This window comes from Pseudomonas sp. MPFS (assembly GCF_022537035.1).
GTDB classification, from domain to species: Bacteria; Pseudomonadota; Gammaproteobacteria; order Pseudomonadales; family Pseudomonadaceae; genus Aquipseudomonas; species Aquipseudomonas sessilinigenes.
On the sequence record NZ_CP066123.1, the window covers coordinates 1,069,256 to 1,087,384 of the forward strand.

15 protein-coding genes and 1 pseudogene are annotated in these 18,129 nt (G+C 62.5%); 10 read left to right on the forward strand and 6 right to left on the reverse strand.

Annotated elements, in window-relative coordinates; genetic code table 11:
- Positions 1-28 precede the first annotated feature (28 nt).
- The 5 genes from I9018_RS04755 (at position 29) to hisC (ending at position 4,855) form a co-directional block, all read left to right on the forward strand.
- Positions 29-268, forward strand: a complete 240-nt coding sequence (locus tag I9018_RS04755; RefSeq protein WP_022642333.1) for a BolA family protein — start codon at positions 29-31, stop codon at positions 266-268.
- 22 nt (positions 269-290) lie between these two features.
- Positions 291-1,556: a UDP-N-acetylglucosamine 1-carboxyvinyltransferase gene (murA, locus tag I9018_RS04760; protein ID WP_241108851.1), complete on the forward strand. Its 1,266-nt coding sequence runs from the start codon at positions 291-293 to the stop codon at positions 1,554-1,556.
- 125 nt (positions 1,557-1,681) lie between these two features.
- Complete coding sequence (hisG, locus tag I9018_RS04765; protein WP_068584199.1) at positions 1,682-2,317, forward strand: ATP phosphoribosyltransferase; 636 nt, start codon at positions 1,682-1,684, stop codon at positions 2,315-2,317.
- A gap of 154 nt (positions 2,318-2,471) precedes the next feature.
- Positions 2,472-3,800 carry a histidinol dehydrogenase gene (hisD, locus tag I9018_RS04770; RefSeq protein WP_241108852.1) on the forward strand — a complete coding sequence of 443 codons (1,329 nt, stop codon included), beginning with the start codon at positions 2,472-2,474 and terminating at the stop codon, positions 3,798-3,800.
- 2 nt (positions 3,801-3,802) lie between these two features.
- Complete coding sequence (gene hisC, locus I9018_RS04775; RefSeq protein ID WP_068584193.1) at positions 3,803-4,855, forward strand: histidinol-phosphate transaminase; 1,053 nt, start codon at positions 3,803-3,805, stop codon at positions 4,853-4,855.
- A gap of 89 nt (positions 4,856-4,944) precedes the next feature.
- Here hisC and I9018_RS04780 read toward each other — a convergent pair.
- Together I9018_RS04780 and I9018_RS04785 are read right to left on the reverse strand one after the other, a co-directional pair.
- Positions 4,945-5,292, reverse strand: a pseudogene (locus I9018_RS04780) (DUF4198 domain-containing protein); the annotation flags it as partial.
- A 275-nt stretch (positions 5,293-5,567) separates the two neighbouring features.
- On the reverse strand, positions 5,568-6,533 hold the full coding sequence (locus tag I9018_RS04785) for a helix-turn-helix domain-containing protein (protein WP_241108853.1): 966 nt from the start codon (positions 6,531-6,533) through the stop codon (positions 5,568-5,570).
- Between the two features lie 96 nt (positions 6,534-6,629).
- Here I9018_RS04785 and I9018_RS04790 point away from each other — a divergent pair, with 96 nt between their 5' ends.
- The gene (locus I9018_RS04790; protein ID WP_241108854.1) at positions 6,630-7,079 is read left to right on the forward strand and encodes a tautomerase family protein; all 450 of its coding nucleotides are present in this window, start codon (positions 6,630-6,632) and stop codon (positions 7,077-7,079) included.
- A gap of 188 nt (positions 7,080-7,267) precedes the next feature.
- Here I9018_RS04790 and I9018_RS04795 read toward each other — a convergent pair whose 3' ends face one another.
- Together I9018_RS04795 and algW are read right to left on the reverse strand one after the other, a co-directional pair.
- Positions 7,268-9,373 carry a TonB-dependent siderophore receptor gene (locus I9018_RS04795; RefSeq protein ID WP_241108855.1) on the reverse strand — a complete coding sequence of 702 codons (2,106 nt, stop codon included), beginning with the start codon at positions 9,371-9,373 and terminating at the stop codon, positions 7,268-7,270.
- An 83-nt stretch (positions 9,374-9,456) separates the two neighbouring features.
- Positions 9,457-10,611, reverse strand: a complete 1,155-nt coding sequence (gene algW / locus I9018_RS04800; protein ID WP_068584184.1) for a Do family serine endopeptidase AlgW — start codon at positions 10,609-10,611, stop codon at positions 9,457-9,459.
- 103 nt (positions 10,612-10,714) lie between these two features.
- On the opposite strand from algW, the gene I9018_RS04805 reads away from it, so the two are divergent.
- The 4 genes from I9018_RS04805 to cysN all read left to right on the forward strand — a co-directional run bounded on the left by I9018_RS04805 (position 10,715) and on the right by cysN (position 15,002).
- Positions 10,715-11,473 carry a Nif3-like dinuclear metal center hexameric protein gene (locus I9018_RS04805; RefSeq protein WP_124345764.1) on the forward strand — a complete coding sequence of 253 codons (759 nt, stop codon included), beginning with the start codon at positions 10,715-10,717 and terminating at the stop codon, positions 11,471-11,473.
- A gap of 213 nt (positions 11,474-11,686) precedes the next feature.
- Positions 11,687-12,604, forward strand: a complete 918-nt coding sequence (cysD, locus tag I9018_RS04810) for a sulfate adenylyltransferase subunit CysD (RefSeq protein ID WP_022642340.1) — start codon at positions 11,687-11,689, stop codon at positions 12,602-12,604.
- Between the two features lie 104 nt (positions 12,605-12,708).
- Positions 12,709-13,050: a four helix bundle protein gene (locus I9018_RS04815; protein WP_022642341.1), complete on the forward strand. Its 342-nt coding sequence runs from the start codon at positions 12,709-12,711 to the stop codon at positions 13,048-13,050.
- 53 nt (positions 13,051-13,103) lie between these two features.
- The gene (gene cysN / locus I9018_RS04820) at positions 13,104-15,002 is read left to right on the forward strand and encodes a sulfate adenylyltransferase subunit CysN (protein WP_241108856.1); all 1,899 of its coding nucleotides are present in this window, start codon (positions 13,104-13,106) and stop codon (positions 15,000-15,002) included.
- Positions 15,003-15,117: 115 nt separating this feature from the next.
- On the opposite strand, the gene I9018_RS04825 is transcribed toward cysN, so the two are convergent.
- On the reverse strand, positions 15,118-16,023 hold the full coding sequence (locus I9018_RS04825; protein ID WP_241108857.1) for an acyltransferase: 906 nt from the start codon (positions 16,021-16,023) through the stop codon (positions 15,118-15,120).
- Positions 16,024-18,123, reverse strand: coding sequence for a phosphate acetyltransferase (gene pta / locus I9018_RS04830; RefSeq protein WP_241108858.1), 2,100 nt, complete (start codon positions 18,121-18,123; stop codon positions 16,024-16,026).
- Positions 18,124-18,129: the final 6 nt, after the last annotated feature.

Here is an 18,129-nt window from a genome sequence, read left to right on the forward strand (position 1 = left end):
GCGCACAGGGCGCCGATTGAGGTTGAGCATGCAGGCCAACGAAGTGAAGAGCTTTCTCGAGGGAAAACTGCCCGGAACTCAGGTAGAAGTTGAGGGCGAAGGCTGCAACTTTCAGCTGAACGTGATTAGCGACGAACTGTCGGCCTTGAGCCCGGTTAAGCGTCAGCAGAGCATCTATGCCCATTTGAACCCATGGATTGCCAATGGCAGCATCCACGCGATCACCATGAAATTTTTCAGCCGCGCGGCCTGGGCCGAGCGCACCTGAGCCCAAGGGCGTCGAGACTCTTATGGATAAATTGATTATTACCGGCGGCGCTCGCCTTGATGGCGAGATCCGCATTTCCGGGGCCAAGAACTCCGCGCTGCCTATCCTGGCGGCAACCCTGCTGTGCGATGGCCCGGTTACCGTGGCCAACCTGCCGCACCTGCACGACATTACCACCATGATCGAGCTGTTCGGTCGCATGGGCATCGAGCCTGTGATCGACGAGAAGCTCAGCGTCGAGATCGACCCGCGCAGCATCAAGACCCTGGTGGCGCCTTACGAGCTGGTCAAGACCATGCGCGCCTCGATCCTGGTGCTGGGCCCGATGGTCGCGCGCTTCGGTGAAGCCGAAGTGGCGCTGCCAGGCGGTTGCGCCATTGGTTCGCGTCCAGTGGACCTGCACATCCGCGGCCTGGAGGCCATGGGCGCGCAGATCGATGTCGAAGGTGGCTACATCAAGGCCAAGGCGCCAGAAGGCGGCCTGCGCGGCGCTAACTTCTTCTTCGATACCGTGAGCGTGACCGGTACCGAGAACATCATGATGGCGGCTGCCCTGGCCAAGGGCCGCAGCGTACTGCAGAACGCCGCTCGCGAACCTGAAGTGGTGGACCTGGCGAACTTCCTGATCGCCATGGGCGCGAAGATTTCCGGCGCCGGCACCGACACCATCACCATCGATGGCGTCGAGCGTCTGCACTCGGCCATCTACAAAGTCATGCCCGACCGTATCGAGACCGGTACCTACCTGGTAGCTGCCGCTGTCACCGGCGGCCGGGTCAAGGTCAAGGACACCGATCCGACCATCCTTGAGGCCGTTCTGGAGAAACTCAAGGAAGCCGGGGCCGAGATCACCACCGGTAGCGACTGGATCGAGCTGGACATGCACGGCAAGCGCCCCAAGGCGGTCAACGTGCGTACCGCTCCATACCCGGCGTTCCCGACCGACATGCAGGCGCAGTTCATTTCCCTGAACGCGATTGCCGAAGGCACTGGCGCTGTGATCGAGACCATCTTCGAAAACCGCTTCATGCACGTGTACGAGTTGCACCGCATGGGCGCCAAGATCCAGGTCGAAGGCAACACGGCCATCGTTACCGGCGCTGAAATCCTCAAGGGTGCGCCCGTGATGGCGACCGACCTGCGGGCATCGGCCAGCCTGGTGATCTCGGCCCTGATGGCCGAAGGCGACACCCTGATCGATCGCATCTACCACATCGACCGTGGCTACGAGTGCATCGAAGAGAAACTGCAGATGCTGGGCGCGAAGATTCGCCGCGTACCGGGCTAACCTGCCAAGGGCACAGGGAGGTGCCACACGATTTTGTTTCACGTCGAGCCTGTCTTCAGGCTCGACGCATGTCTGGCGCCATTTGCGTCCGGGCATCAGTCGCCGCATAAGGACTTACGTTACTCATGTTGACCATCGCACTGTCCAAGGGCCGTATCCTCGACGACACGCTGCCGCTTCTGGCTGAAGCGGGCATCGTGCCAACCGAGAATCCGGACAAGAGCCGCAAACTGATCATTCCCACGACCCAGGAAGATGTACGCCTGTTGATCGTGCGTGCCACTGATGTGCCGACCTACGTCGAGCATGGCGCTGCCGACCTCGGCGTGGCTGGCAAGGACGTCCTGATGGAGTACGGTAGCCAGGGCCTGTACGAGCCGCTGGATCTGCAGATCGCCAAGTGCAAGCTGATGACCGCCGGTGCCATCGGCGCCGAGGAGCCCAAGGGCCGCCTGCGGGTCGCCACCAAGTTCGTCAACGTGGCCAAGCGTTACTACGCAGAACAAGGCCGGCAAGTGGACATCATCAAACTCTACGGTTCCATGGAGCTGGCCCCGCTGATCGGCTTGGCGGACAAGATCATCGACGTGGTCGATACCGGCAACACCCTGCGGGCCAACGGCCTGGAACCCCAGGAAATGATCGCCACCATCAGCTCCCGCCTGGTGGTCAACAAAGCATCCATGAAGATGCAGCACGCGCGTATCCAAACGCTGATCGATACCCTGCGCAAGGCAGTGGAATCGCGACACCGCGGCTGACTCACATGCGTGGCCCCGAGCCGCGCCCATCTATCCGCGTCATAACCAGAATGCTCAGGTGCCCACGCGGATGGCCTGGTAGTCTTGCGGCGCCTGAGTCATGCAAAACCAAGCTTGTCCTTTTGTGCATTCGCCAATCAATGAGGCCTTCGCTATGACCGCTCCCACTGCAATTCGCCGACTCAACGCTGCCGATGCGGATTTCGCCCGACATCTGGATCATCTGCTGAGCTGGGAAAGCGTGTCCGACGACGCGGTCAACCAGCGTGTGCTCGATATCATCAAGGCCGTACGCGAGCGCGGTGACGCGGCGCTGGTGGAATTCACCCAGCGCTTCGATGGCGTCGAGGCCAAGGTCATCGGTGACCTGATTCTCGATCGTGCCCGCCTGGAACTGGCCCTGACCCGCATCACCCCGGTACAGCGCGAGGCCCTGGAAAAGGCCGCCAATCGCGTGCGTGTCTATCACGAGCGCCAGAAGCAGGACTCCTGGCAGTACACCGAGGCCGATGGCACCGTGCTTGGCCAGAAGGTCACGCCCCTGGACCGCGCCGGCTTGTACGTGCCAGGCGGCAAGGCGTCGTATCCGTCCTCGGTGCTGATGAACGCGATCCCGGCGAAAGTCGCCGGTGTCTCCGAGGTGGTGATGGTGGTGCCGACTCCTCGTGGCGAGGTCAACGAGCTGGTGCTGGCCGCTGCTTGCATTGCAGGGGTCGACCGGGTCTTCACCGTTGGTGGTGCGCAGGCTGTCGCCGCGCTGGCTTATGGCACCCAGAGCGTGCCCCAGGTGGACAAGATCGTCGGCCCGGGCAACATCTATGTGGCCACCGCCAAGCGTCATGTATTCGGCCAGGTCGGTATCGACATGATCGCCGGTCCCTCGGAGATCCTCGTGGTGTGCGACGGCCAGACCGATCCGGACTGGATCGCCATGGACCTGTTTTCCCAAGCCGAGCACGACGAAGATGCCCAGGCGATCCTGGTCAGTCCGGATGCCGAGTTCCTCGATCGGGTAGCTGCCAGCATCGCCAAGCTGCTGCCGACCATGGAGCGCGCCGAGATCATCAACACCTCGATCACTGGCCGGGGCGCACTGATCCAGGTCCGCGACATGCAGCAAGCCATCGAAGTGGCCAACCGCATCGCTCCCGAGCACCTGGAGTTGTCGGTGGCCGACCCGCAAGCCTGGCTGGGGCAGATCCGCCACGCCGGGGCGATCTTCATGGGGCGCCACACTTCGGAAGCCTTGGGCGACTACTGCGCCGGCCCGAACCACGTGCTGCCGACTTCCGGCACCGCGCGTTTCTCCTCGCCGCTGGGGGTGTATGACTTCCAGAAGCGCTCGTCGATCATCTTCTGTTCCGAGCAGGGCGCATCCGAACTGGGCCGCACGGCCTCGGTGCTGGCCCGTGGCGAGTCGCTGACCGCCCACGCCCGCAGCGCCGAATACCGCATCGTCGACGACCAAGATCAGGGGCAATGAGCATGAGCAAATTCTGGAGTCCGTTCGTCAAGAACCTGGTGCCCTACGTGCCGGGCGAACAACCCAAGCTGACCAAGCTGGTCAAGCTCAACACCAACGAAAACCCCTATGGCCCGTCGCCCAAAGCCCTGGCCGCGATGCAGGCCGAGCTCAATGACAACCTGCGGCTGTACCCCGATCCCAACAGCGACCTGCTCAAGCAGGCGGTGGCCAGCTACTACGGGGTGCCGGCGAACCAGGTGTTCCTCGGCAACGGCTCCGACGAAGTCCTGGCGCATATCTTCCATGGCTTGCTGCAACAGGACCTGCCGCTGCTGTTCCCGGACATCAGCTACAGCTTCTATCCGGTGTATTGCGGCCTGTATGGCATCGATTTCGAAGCGGTGCCGCTGGACGAGCAATTCCAGATCCGCGTGGCCGACTACGCCAAGCCCAATGGCGGCATCATTTTCCCCAACCCGAACGCGCCGACTGGCTGCCTGCTGGCCCTGGAGGCGGTGGAGCAAATCCTCAAGGCCAGCCCCGATTCGGTGGTGGTCGTGGATGAGGCCTACATCGACTTCGGCGGCCAGACGGCCATCAGCCTGGTGGACCGCTACCCGAACCTGCTGGTGACCCAGACCCTGTCCAAGTCCCGTTCCCTGGCGGGGTTGCGGGTGGGCCTGGCGGTAGGGCATCCGGACCTGATCGAGGCCCTGGAGCGGGTCAAGAACAGCTTCAACTCCTACCCCCTGGATCGCCTGGCGATCGTCGGTGCGGCCGCGGCCTTCGAGGACCGCGAATACTTCCAGAAGACGTGCCAGCAGGTAATTGAAAGTCGCGAATGGCTGGTGGCGCAGTTGCAGGCCAAGGGCTTCGAGGTGTTGCCTTCGGCGGCCAACTTCATCTTTGCCCGCCACCCGCAACACGATGCCGCGGGCCTGGCCGCCAAGCTGCGGGAGCAAGGCGTGATCGTGCGTCACTTCAAGCAGCAGCGGATCGCCCAGTTCCTGCGGATCAGCATCGGCACGCCGGAGCAGAACCAGGCCCTGGTCGACGGATTGGGGCAGCTCTAAGCGGCAAGCTGGAAGCCCTGAGCATGTGCCTGGGGCTTCTCCCTTGCAGCTAAAGGCTTGCCGCTTGCCACGGCAGCCTGCGGCTGCGCTTATTCGTGGTGCGGTTCTCCCAGGAAGGTCAGGGAGCTGAACAGGCCACGGGAGGCAGCGTCGGGGTTGTCCTTGAGGGGCACCTCGACCTGCGCGGCGATCACATTCAAGCCCTCGTTGCGCACCAACACCTGGGCGCGACCCTGGGCATCGGTCTCGGTGCCCAGGGTATTGGGTGCATTGCGGTAATCCCCCACCAGCTTCACTCCCGCAGCAGGTCGGCCGTCGAGCAGGACTCGGACCGGCAGGCTCTTGCCAGGCCCCACCAACAGCGGTTCGGTCTCGGGCAGGATCACCCGCTTGAGTTGCCTGAGGTTGGGCAGCTTCGCACCAGGCTGATGGATCGCCTACGACGTGCTGGTCGAGTGCTATGCCTTCAATCCGGGGGGGGGACGGCGGGGCAGGGCGTCGGCGCGGCTACCGCATTCCTCGGACAAGCCCTGGATCTCGACCTTCTTCGGCCGGGGTGTGGACGGTGGCGAAGGCACCTGCAATCACGCGCAATTCCTGTCGGCCGACGGTGGCCGTAAACGCTTCAGCCGTGCCAACCGGGTAGGGAGAAAATGCCCCGGGACACGCTTACCCACAGCGGACGTTCGAGAGTGCTGAAGCAGCCGCCCGATCAACTCTGGCGCAGTTGCCGTGGGGTCGAGTTCAGCAGTCGGCGTATCAAGCGCCGGAGAGCTGTCGCGTCCTGATAGCCGACCTGCGCCGAGACCGCTTCGACGGAATATTCGCCGGATTCGAGCAGCGCTCGGGCCTTGTTCAGTTGCACTCGCTGGATCAACTGCCGAGTAGAGTGCCCCGTCGCCCTGTGGACGTGACGCGACAGGGTCCGCTCGGACATGCCGACGCTCGCAGCGAGTGCCTTGACGCCGGGTAGGTCCGGCAGCGAGTCCTCGATCTGTGAGGTCAGGCGCGAGACCAGGGCATTGCCCTGCACCAGCATGGCGGGGATCACGAACGGCGACTGCAGCTGTCGGCGGTCGAGGAGCAGAGCCTTGCTCACGGAGTTGGCGATTTCGGGCGACAAGCGTCGGCGAAGCAGATGCAGCATGAGGTCTGTTTGAGCGAAGGCGGCCCCCGCGGTGGTCAACGGAGGGTCGGCCAGTACCATGAAGTCAGGGTCGACACGGCAGCCCGGAGCGATTTTCTGCAGGTGTGGTGCCAGCCACCAGGAGGTAGTCACCCGCCGCCCCTCCAGCAGTCCGGCTGCATGCAGCAGGAAGACCGCAGAGCATGACGCGGCGATCTCCTGGCCGTTTGCGACGTGAGTATTTAGCGCCGAGAGCAGAGAGCTCGCCCAGGGTTCTTCGAGGCGCTGCTGAAGCAGGTCGATGTCGCCGACGCCAATACCCGGTATGACCCAGCAGGAGTTGTCCTGAACGTCATGCTCGATCGGTTCCACCGGCAGTTGCAGACCATGCGCCAGCGTCACCGAGCCGGGGCGAGGACCACATATCCGCCAGCGTGGCGTGGCCAGGCCGCGCCGCTCGCCGACGCTTGCCGCGGTGGCGAGTATGTCCAGAGTAGAGGCCACGCTCGAGGCGAATGTTCCCGGTATGACCACAATGGTGAAATCGTACATTGTCTGATTATGCTCGAAAGAGGACGGATCAGACACTTTTGCCAGAGGTGGACGCCAGGCTCAATAGCGGCTCAATCCATTGCCAAGGTTTCAGCCATGCCCAACATCCTGATCAAGGTACCCACCGGAGCTTTCAGCGATCAGCAACGAAAGCGACTATTGACGTGCGTCAGCGAGGCAGCCATCGCTCATGAGCACATGGGAAGCGATCCTCGACAGCGCAGCCTGTGCTGGGTGCTCGTCGAGGAAGTGCGGGCTGCCGACTGGCTCTGTGGGGGAATCAGCGTGCACGCTCATGCGATTCCCTGCATCGTTCTGGTCAAGGTGCCTGCTGGCGTCCTTGATGAGCAGATGCGCAAGGACTACGTGTTGGGCCTGCACCAGGCCATCGAAAAAAGTACAGAGCCGGATGACGGTCGCATGCTGATGACTTCGATACAGCTAACGGACGTTGCCGATGGCACATGGGGGGCGAATGGCAGTCTTTGGAGACTTGCCGATTTCACTCGAGCTGCCGGGTACGGGCATTTCCTTCCTAGTACCTGATCGGGGCGGGAGGCTAGAAGCGGCTGCAATCTTTGCTCCCGCATAAGTGCGCCATTGGCCGTACACCCCTCGATGTTGCCGCGTCGCTGTTCGGTCCACAGGCCATGGGCCACGGCCTGGTTGGTGCCCAGGGGGCCGAGCGGGCGCGGCAGGGCAATGGTTTGCGAAGGTTGCCTGGCGGTTCTCTTCTACAGGTTGAGTGTCAGGCTGACGGTGAAGTTGCGTGGCTCTCCCGGGGTGACCCAGTAGTTGCTGTAGGAGCGCTCGTAGTACTTCTCGTCGAACAGGTTGTTCAGGTTCAGGCCCAGGGTCAGGTTGTCGCTGGCCTTGTAGTGGGCCAGCAGGTCCAGGGTGCGGTAGGCGGGAAGTTCGAAGCGGCCTCCGGCCTCGCCCGAACGGTCGCCGACGTAGGTCAGGGCCGCGCCGATATCCGAGCCCTTGAGGCGACCGTCCTGGAATTCATAGACCCCCAGCAGGCTGCCACTGTGCTTGGCCACCCCGAGAATGCGGCTGCCGGCGGGAATTGCCTGGTCGCCCTTGGTGACTTCGGCGTCGATCAGCGCATAAGCGCCAATCACCCGTACGGCGTCGGTCAACTGCCCACTGAATTGCAGATCGAAGCCCTGGCTGCGGGCCTTGCCCATGGCGCGACTGGAGTCGGTACCCGGGTCCAGGGCGAGCACGTTCTCCTTGTCGATATGGAAAGCGGCGAGGGTCGCGCTCAAGCGGTCGTCGAACAGTTCGCTCTTGATCCCCACTTCATATCCGGCACCTTCTTCTGGCTTGAATGATTTGCCGGCGGCGTCCAGGCCGTTGTTGGGCTTGAACGAGGTGGAGGCGTTGGCGAACAGGCCGAGCTGCGGAGTCAGTTGATACAGGAGCCCGGCGCGTTGGGTCAGGGCATCGTGATCCTGGCGGCTGCGCTGGCCGGAGACGTGGTCGTCGATCCGTTGCTCGAAATGTTCAAAACGCGCGCCCAGCATGCCGCGCAGGCGTTCGCTGAAGATGATCTGGTCCTGGAGGTTCAGGGCGCGGCTTTCGACGTGCTCGAAAAAGTCAGTGCCGGAACGTTTGCCGTTGGGCTTGGCCTGGCCGTAGATCGGGTTGTAGATATCGATGGCGTAGGGGCTGCCGGCAATGGCGGTGACTCGCTCGTTCTTGCGGTAGTTTTCGTATTCGCTGCCGAGCAGCAGTTCGTGCTGCCAACTGCCGAGGTCGAACAGGCCATGCAGTTCCAGTTGGGTGATGCTGTCGTGCCAGTTGTTGTCGCGTTCGCGGTAGCGCCGGTCAACGGTATGCCGGTCGGCATTCAGGGGGCGGGTTTCCGAGGCGAAGCCCCACAGCTTGCCCTCCTTGTAGTGGCTGGCCAGGCGCAGCTTCCAGTTGTCGTCGAGGTGATGTTCCAGGCTGGCCTGGAGCATGTTGTTGTGGTTGTCGATGTTGCCGTCGCTGGGCTCGCCGAGGAAGGTCGAGCGCGATACGCCACTCCAGCGGTTGCCGGGGGCGACGATGCCGCGGTCGAAGGTCGAGCTGTGGCGGACGAACTCGCTTTCCACCAGCAGGCTGGTGTCCGGGTTCAACTGCCAGATCAGGGAAGGGGCGACGAACACCCGGCGACTGTCGACGTGGTCTCGGAAGCTGTGGTTGTCCTCTACCGCCAGGTTGACCCGCGACAGCAGGTCACCCTGCTGGTCGAGGGGGCTGTTGAGGTCCAGTTCGGTGCGGTAGCGATCCCAGCTACCGGCGCGGGTGCGCAGGGTAGCGAATGCTTGTGGCTGGGGCTTCTTGGTGACGATGTTGACCATGCCTCCGGGATCGCCGCGTCCGTAGAGGCTGGCGGCCGGGCCCTTGAGCACTTCGATACGTTCGATGCTGGCCGCGTCCGGGGTGCTGGGGTAGCCACGATTGGCGCTGAAACCATCCTTGTAGAACTCCGAGGTGGTGAAGCCGCGGAGGCTGTACTCATACAGGGTCAGGCCGCCGAAATTGTTCTGCTTCGACACGCCGCCGGCGAAGTCCAGGGCCCGCTCGACATTGCTGCTGCCCAGATCCTGGAGCACGCTGGCAGGGATCACGCTGATGGATTGCGGGATTTCGCGAATCGCCGTATCGGTCTTGGTGGCGCTGGCGGAGCGAGTGGCTCGGTAGCCCTTGATCGGGCCCGTGGCGGATTCTGATTCGCCGCTGATGCGAATAGCCTCCAGTTCCACCGGCTGCGGTTCTTCGGCGTACACAGGATCGGTCAGCAGGCCCAGGGCCAGGCCTGCCAGGGGGAGGATTCTTCGGGACGTCATGGGTTGTTCCAATAGCGATATTGAAACAATATAACATGACCAATGAGAATGTATATTGTTAGCCCGGCATGGCCGGGCTCACGTCATTCCTCTTCCTTGACGGGCGCGGGGGGTGGTCGCAGGCCGATCTCGGCAGTCAACTTGAGCTCCTTGCCATTACGCATGACCTGGATCGCCACCTTCTCGGTGGGCTTGATCCGGGCTACCTGGTTCATCGAGCGGCGACCGTCGCCGGCGGGTTCGCCATCGATGCTGAGGATCACGTCGCCCAGTTGCATACCGGCCTTTTGCGCCGGGCCATCACGTAAGATGCCCGCCACCACGATGCCCGGGCGTCCGGCCAGCCCGAAGGACTCCGCCAGCTCCTGGGTCAGGGGTTGCACCTCGATGCCCAGCCAGCCACGGATGACCTGGCCGTGTTCGATGATCGATTTCATCACTTCCATGGCCAGCTTGATCGGGATGGCGAAGCCGATGCCCTGGGAGCCACCGGACTTGGAAAAGATCGCGGTGTTGATACCGGTCAGGTTGCCGTTGGCGTCCACCAGCGCACCACCGGAGTTGCCCGGGTTGATCGCTGCGTCGGTCTGGATGAAGTCTTCATAACTGTTCAGGCCCAGTTGGTTGCGGCCAGTGGCGCTGATGATGCCCATGGTTACGGTCTGGCCCACCCCGAACGGGTTGCCAATGGCCAGGGCGACATCGCCGACGCGGATGTTTTCCGAGTGACCGACAGTGATCGAGGGCAGGTTCTTCAGGTCGATCTTGAGCACCGCCAGGTCGGTTTCCGGGTCGCTGCCGATGACCCGAGCCAGGGTTTCCCGGCCGTCCTTGAGGGCCACCACGATTTGCTCGGCGCCGGACGTCACGTGGTTGTTGGTCAGCAGGTAGCCTTCGGGGCTCATGATCACCCCGGAACCCAGGCTCGACTCCATGCGTTGCTGCTTGGGCAGGTTGTCACCGAAGAAGCGCCGGAACTGCGGGTCCTCGAACAACGGGTGGGCCGGTTTATTGATCACCTTGGTGGTGTACAGGTTGACCACCGCAGGGGCAGCGATGACCACCGCATCGGCGTAGGACACCGGCCCCTGCTGGGTGCTGGTGGTTTGTGGCGCTTGTTGCAGATTCACATCCAGGCTGGGCAGGCCGACCCATTGCGGGTAACGCTGAATAATCAATAACGCGATAAGCACGCCGGCCAGTAATGGCCAGCCGAAAAAACGCAGAGCCTTGAGCATCGGGCAAGTCCTGGGTGGTTACGAAGGGCTGCGCACGGCCCCATAATGTCGCGCATTATACGAGGCCGCACGTGCCTCTGGACGGGATATTTAGGAGTCTTTCATGGCCGTTGCCCTGAGCACACTGGTAGAAGAAGCGGACCGCTACCTGGGCAGTTCGCGAATCGCCGACTATTGCCCCAATGGCCTGCAGGTCGAAGGGCGCCCGCAGGTGATGCGTATCGTCAGCGGCGTGACTGCCAGCCAGGCCCTGTTGGATGCTGCGGTGGAGGCCAAGGCCGACCTGGTACTGGTGCACCACGGTTACTTCTGGAAGGGGGAAGACCCCTGCGTCACGGGTATGAAGCAGCGTAGGTTGAAAACCCTGCTCAAGCACGATATCAGCCTGTTGGCCTACCACCTGCCCCTGGATCTGCACCCTGAGGTGGGTAACAACGTGCAGTTGGCCCGGCAGTTGGATATCACCGTGGAAGGCCCGCTGGACCCGGAAAATCCCAAGGTCGTCGGTCTGGTCGGGTCTCTGGAAGAACCCATGAGTCCGCGGGACTTTGCCCGGCGGGTACAAGAGGTGATGGGCCGCGAACCGCTGCTGATCGAAGGCAGCGAGATGATTCGTCGGGTCGGCTGGTGTACCGGTGGCGGCCAGGGCTACATCGACCAGGCGGTACTGGCCGGTGTCGACCTGTACCTGAGTGGCGAGGCCTCGGAGCAGACGTTCCACAGTGCCCGGGAAAACGACATCAGCTTCATCGCCGCGGGGCATCACGCCACCGAGCGCTATGGCGTTCAGGCGCTGGGTGACTACCTGGCCCGGCGCTTTGCCCTGGAGCACCTGTTCATCGATTGCCCGAACCCGATCTGAGGGCGCTTCATCGCCGCTGCGCCGGGGCTTCGAAGGAGCGTCCTTGCGCAGCCAGGGGCGCTGTTGCAGGGCGTGAATCCAGCAAACAGGCGGGTATATTCATATATCGTTTCGTTCTAGTTGGCTCCCTGATTAGAAGCAGGTCGCTGTGCTAGCATGCCCCGCTCGAACACGGCCCGCAGGCCGTCCATAAGAAAGCTTTCGTGAGTAGCCATGGTCGACAAACTGACGCATCTGAAACAGCTGGAGGCGGAAAGCATCCACATCATCCGCGAGGTGGCGGCCGAGTTCGACAATCCGGTGATGCTGTATTCCATCGGCAAGGACTCAGCGGTGATGTTGCATCTGGCCCGCAAGGCGTTCTTCCCCGGCAAGCTGCCGTTCCCGGTGATGCACGTCGATACCCGGTGGAAATTCCAGGAGATGTACAAGTTCCGCGATCGCATGGTCGAGGAAATGGGCCTGGACCTGATCACCCACGTCAACCCCGATGGCGTGGCCCAGGGCATCAACCCCTTCACCCACGGCAGCGCCAAGCACACCGATATCATGAAGACCGAGGGCCTCAAGCAGGCCCTGGACAAGCACGGTTTCGACGCCGCGTTCGGCGGGGCTCGCCGCGATGAAGAGAAGTCCCGCGCCAAGGAGCGCGTCTACTCGTTCCGCGACAGCAAGCACCGCTGGGACCCGAAGAACCAGCGTCCCGAGCTGTGGAACGTGTACAACGGCAAGGTCAACAAGGGCGAGTCGATCCGCGTGTTCCCGCTGTCCAACTGGACCGAGCTGGACATCTGGCAATACATCTACCTGGAAGGTATCCCGATCGTGCCACTGTACTTCGCCGCCGAGCGCGAAGTGATCGAGAAGAATGGCACCCTGATCATGATCGACGACGAGCGCATCCTCGAGCACCTCAGCGACGAGGAGAAGGCGCGCATCGTCAAGAAGAAAGTGCGTTTCCGTACCCTGGGCTGCTACCCGTTGACGGGCGCGGTCGAGTCCGAAGCCGAGACCCTGACCGACATCATCCAGGAAATGCTCCTGACCCGTACGTCGGAGCGCCAGGGCCGGGTCATCGACCACGATGGCGCAGGCTCGATGGAAGACAAAAAACGCCAAGGGTACTTTTAAGCTTCGAGTTACAAGCGGCAAGCAGCAAGTTAAAGGCGGTATGCGTAACGTCGTGGTTTGTTGCTTGCAGCCGGTTGTTGCGAGCCGGAATCGGAACACTCGTCATGGATTTCGAGAAACTGATTGTTTGGCAGCGAAGCAAAGCTTTGGCGGTGGGGATTTATAAAGAGTTTGCGCAGTGTGGGGACTTTGGATTCAAGGACCAGATCACTCGCTCTGTTCTTTCGGTGCCTTCCAATATTGCCGAGGGCATGGAGCGTCGTAGCAATAGAGAAAAAGTCCATTTTCTCTGGATTGCGAAAGCTTCTTGCGGCGAACTCCGGACTCAAATCCTTATCGCTCGTGAAATTGCCTACATCGCGAACCCGCTGGCTGAGAATTGGATTAAAGAAACCCGCGAGCTATCGAAGATGCTCAGCGGCTTGATCAAAAAAATTTCTGACTAGCTGTACGCCGACAAGCTTGCCGCTTGAAGCTTACAGCTTGGAGCTTGAACGCTATGAGCCACCAATCCGATCTGATCAGCGAGGACATCCTCGCCTACCTGGGCCAGCACGAACGCAAGGAACTGCTGCGCTTCCTTACCTGTGGCAATGTGGATGACGGCAAGAGCACCCTGATCGGGCGCCTGCTGCACGACTCGAAGATGATCTACGAAGATCACCTGGAAGCCATCACCCGTGACTCGAAGAAGGTCGGCACCACCGGTGACGATATCGACCTGGCCTTGCTGGTGGATGGCCTGCAGGCCGAGCGCGAGCAGGGCATCACCATCGACGTGGCCTACCGTTACTTCTCCACCGCCAAGCGCAAGTTCATCATCGCCGACACCCCGGGCCATGAGCAGTACACCCGCAACATGGCCACCGGCGCCTCCACCTGCGACCTGGCGATCATCCTCGTGGACGCCCGCTACGGCGTGCAGACCCAGACTCGCCGGCACAGCTACATCGCCTCCCTGCTGGGGATCAAGCACATCGTCGTGGCCATCAACAAGATGGACCTCAAGGGGTTCGACCAGGATGTGTTCGAGTCGATCAAGGCCGACTACCTGCAGTTCGCCAAGGGCCTGAAGATCCAGCCCACCAGCCTGCACTTCGTGCCGATGTCGGCACTCAAGGGCGACAACGTAGTGAACCGCAGCGAGCGTTCGCCGTGGTACACCGGCCAGTCGCTGATGGAAATTCTCGAGACCGTTGAGGTCTCCGGCGACCGCAACCTCACCGACCTGCGTTTCCCGGTGCAATACGTCAACCGTCCGAACCTGAACTTCCGCGGTTTCGCCGGCACCCTGGCCAGCGGCATCGTGCACAAGGGCGACGAAGTGGTGGTGCTGCCTTCGGGCAAGAGCAGCCGCGTCAAGTCCATCGTCACTTTCGAGGGCGAGTTGGAACAGGCCGGGCCCGGCCAGGCCGTGACCCTGACCATGGAAGACGAGATCGATATCTCCCGGGGCGATTTGCTGGTGCACGCCGACAGCGTGCCACCGGTGACCGATAACTTCGAAGCCATGCTGGTATGGATGGCCGAGGAGCCGATGCTGCCGGGCAAGAAGTACGACATCAAGCGCGCCACCAGCTATGTGCCGGGTTCGATCGCCAGCATCGTTCACAAGGTCGATGTGAACACCCTGGAAGAGGGCGCGGCCAGTGCCCTGCAACTGAACGAGATCGGCAAGGTCAAGGTCAGCCTCGATGCATCGATTGCCCTGGACGGTTACGAAAGCAATCGCACCACGGGCGCCTTCATCGTCATCGATCGCCTGACCAACGGCACCGTCGGCGCGGGCATGATCATCGCCCAGCCACTGGCCCACGGCAGCGCTACCCACCATGGCAAGCTGGCCCATGTCGCCACCCAGGAGCGTGCCCAGCGCTTTGGCCAGCAGCCTGCCACCGTGCTGTTCAGCGGCTTGTCGGGCGCCGGCAAGAGCACCCTGGCCTATGCCGTGGAACGCAAGCTGTTCGATATGGGGCGTGCGGTGTTCGTCCTCGACGGCCAGAACCTGCGTCACGACCTGAACAAGGGGCTGCCCCAGGATCGTGCCGGACGTACCGAGAACTGGCGGCGTGCGGCTCACGTTGCCCGTCAGTTCAACGAAGCCGGCCTGCTGACCCTGGCAGCGTTCGTGGCCCCAAGTGCCGAAGGGCGCGAGCAGGTCAGGGACTTGATCGGCAAGGAGCGTCTGCTGACGGTCTATGTCCAGGCTTCGCCAACGGTTTGTGCCCAGCGTGATCCCCAAGGCCTGTACGCGGCCGGTGGCGATAACATCCCGGGCGAGTCCTTCCCGTATGACGTGCCGCTGGATGCCGACCTGGTGATCGATACCCAGGCGCTGACCGTGGACGAGGGCGTCAAGCAGGTGCTGGACCTGTTGCGCAGCCGTGGCGCGATCTAAGGTAAGGGCAGCGGCGAGCTTCTAGCTTCAAGCTGCAAGAAAAAGCCCGCGGACAGGTGACTGTCTGCGGGCTTTTTTGTGTCTGTTCGAACGCGAAGAGGCCCTTACAGGCGCTTTATCGCTTGCCTGGATACTGCTGGTGCAGTTGCTCCAGCAGCGCGTCCTTGGCTTGCCAGCGCTGGTTGATCCAGTCCTGGAAGGCCTGCCGATAAACCGCGTCCTGTTCATAGTTGCGTCCGATGAACTGCTGCGCAATCGGTACTTCTTCGAAATGCACCACCACCTCCCTGACCTTGCCGCTGAGCAAGTCCCAGAAGCCGGGACGGCCGGCAGGGTAGTGGATGGTCACGTCGACGATCGATTGCAGCTGCTCGCCCATGGCATCCAGCACGAAGGCGATGCCGCCGGCCTTGGGCTTGAGCAGGTACTTGAATGGCGATTGCTGCTGGGCATGCTTGGCCTCGGTGAAGCGCGTGCCCTCGACGAAGTTGAAGATACCCACCGGATTGCTGCGGAATTTCGCGCAGGTCTTGCGGGTGGTTTCCAGGTCCTTGCCCTTTTTTTCCGGATGCTTCTCCAGGTAGGCCTTGGAGTAGCGCTTCATGAAGGGAAAGCCCAGGGCCCACCAGGCCAGGCCGATCACCGGCACCCAGATCAGTTCCTGCTTGAGGAAGAACTTCAATGGGCGGATACGTCGGTTGAGCACGTACTGCAATACCAGGATATCGACCCAGCTCTGGTGGTTGCTGGTGACCAGGTAGGAGTGCTGGTAGTCCAGGCCTTCAAGGCCCTGCACATGCCAGCGAGTGCGGCACACCAGCTGCATCCAGGCTTTGTTGTTACTGATCCAGGCCTCATGGGTATGGTTCATCAGCCAGTGGGTGAAACGCTGGGTGAAGGCAAAGGGCAGGGCCTTGAATATCGCCACGCAGAACAGGAACGAGCACAGCAAAATGGTGTTGAGCGCCAGCAACAGCGAGGCGATGGTGCCGCGTACGGCACCCGGTAGAAAGTCCAGCATTCAGGCATCCATGGGTCGGTTGGCGGCTTGGATCGCCGTCAGGGCGATGGTGTAGACGATATCGTCCACCTGGGCCCCGCGGGGCAGGTCATTCACCGGCTTGCGCAGGCCTTGCAGCATCGGACCCAGGCTGACGCAGTCGGAGCTGCGCTGCACGGCCTTGTGGGTGGTGTTGCCGGTATTCAGGTCGGGGAACACGAACACCGTAGCCTTGCCCGCCACCTGGCTGTTGGGAGCCAGTTGCCGGGCGACGTTCTCGTTGGCGGCGGCGTCGTACTGCAGCGGGCCGTCGATCAACAGCGAGCGCTGGGCTTCATGGGCCAGCAGGGTGGCCTCGCGGACCTTCTCCACCTCTTCGCCACTGGCCGAGTCGCCGCTGGAGTAGCTGATCATCGCGACCCGTGGAGGGATGCCGAAGGCCGCCGCCGAATCGGCGCTCTGCAGGGCGATCTCTGCCAGTTCGCTGGCACTGGGGTGCGGGTTCATCACACAGTCGCCGTAGACCAGCACCTGCTCGGGAAACAGCATGAAGAACACCGAGGACACCAGGGTGCAGCCCGGCGCGGTCTTGATCAGTTGCAGGGCAGGGCGGATGGTGTTGGCGGTGGAGTGGACGAGCCCGGAGACCAGGCCGTCGACCTCGTCCAGGGCCAGCATCACCGTGCCGATCACCACCGGGTCTTCCAGTTGTTGCTCGGCCATCGGGGCGTTGAGGCTCTTGCTCTTGCGCAGGGCCACCATGGGCTCGACATAACGCTCGCGAATCAGGTCCGGGTCGAGGATCTCCAGGCCCTCGGGCAGCTCGATGCCCTGGGCCCTGGCCACGGCGTGCACGTCGTCCGGCTTGGCCAGCAGCACGCAGCGGGCGATGCCACGGGCCTGGCAGATGGCAGCAGCTTGCACGGTCAGCGGCTCGCTGCCCTCGGGCAGGACGATGCGCTTATCGGCTTGCTGGGCGCGCTGGATCAACTGGTAGCGGAACACCGCGGGCGACAGGCGCATTTCCCGCGGGGTGCCACAATGCTGGTGCAGCCAGTCGGCATCCAGGTGGCTGGCGACGAAGTCGGTGATGATTTCCGCGCGCTCGCGGTCATCGATGGGGATTTCCTTGTTCAGGCCGTTGAGCTGGTTGGCGGTGTCGTAGGAGCCGGTGCTCACCGACAACACGGGCAGGCCGGCATTCAGGGCGCCACGGCACAGCTCCATGATCTTCGGATCGGGCAGGGTGCCGCTGGTCAGCAGCAGGCCGGCCAGGGGCACGCCGTTGATGGCCGCCAGACTTACGGCGAGGATGATGTCGTCGCGATCGCCCGGGGTCACCACCAGCACTCCGGGCTTGAGCAGCTCCACGGTGTTGCGCATGGTGCGCGCGCAAATGATGATCTTGGTCATGCGCCGGTTTTCGTAGTCCCCGGCGTTGAGTACCTGGGCGCCCATCAGGTCTGCCACGTCACGGGTGCGCGGAGCATTGAGTTCCGGCTGGAACGGGATGCAGCCCAGCAGGCGGAAGTCACCGCTGCGCAGCAGTGGCGAATGCTCTTTCAGGCGGGCGCTGAACGCCTCGATGCTTTCGTCGGTACGCACCTTGTTGAGGATCACCCCCAGCACTTTCGGATCCCGTGGGCCACCGAACAACTGCGCCTGCAACTCGACCCGCCCGGACAGCTCGGTCAACACTTCGTTTTCCGGGGCCGATACCAGGATCACCTCGGCATCCAGGCTCTTGGCCAGGTGCAGGTTGACCCGGGCCGCGTAGCTGGCGGCACGGGTCGGGACCATGCCCTCGACAACCAGCACGTCCTTGCCGATGGCAGCCTGCTGGTAGAGGGTGATGATTTCTTCCAGCAGCTCGTCCAGCTGGCCATCGCCCAGCATCCGTTCCACGTGGGCCAGGCCCAGGGGCTGTGGTGGCTTCAGGCCGTGGGTCCGCGCCACCAGTTCAGTGGAGCGCTCCGGACCGGTGTCGCCAGGGTGTGGTTGGGCAATGGGCTTGAAGAAACCGACCTTGAGGCCGGCGCGTTCCAGGGTGCGTACCAGCCCGAGGCTGATAGAGGTCAGGCCCACGCCAAAGTCGGTGGGCGCGATAAAGAAAGTTTGCATGCGAAT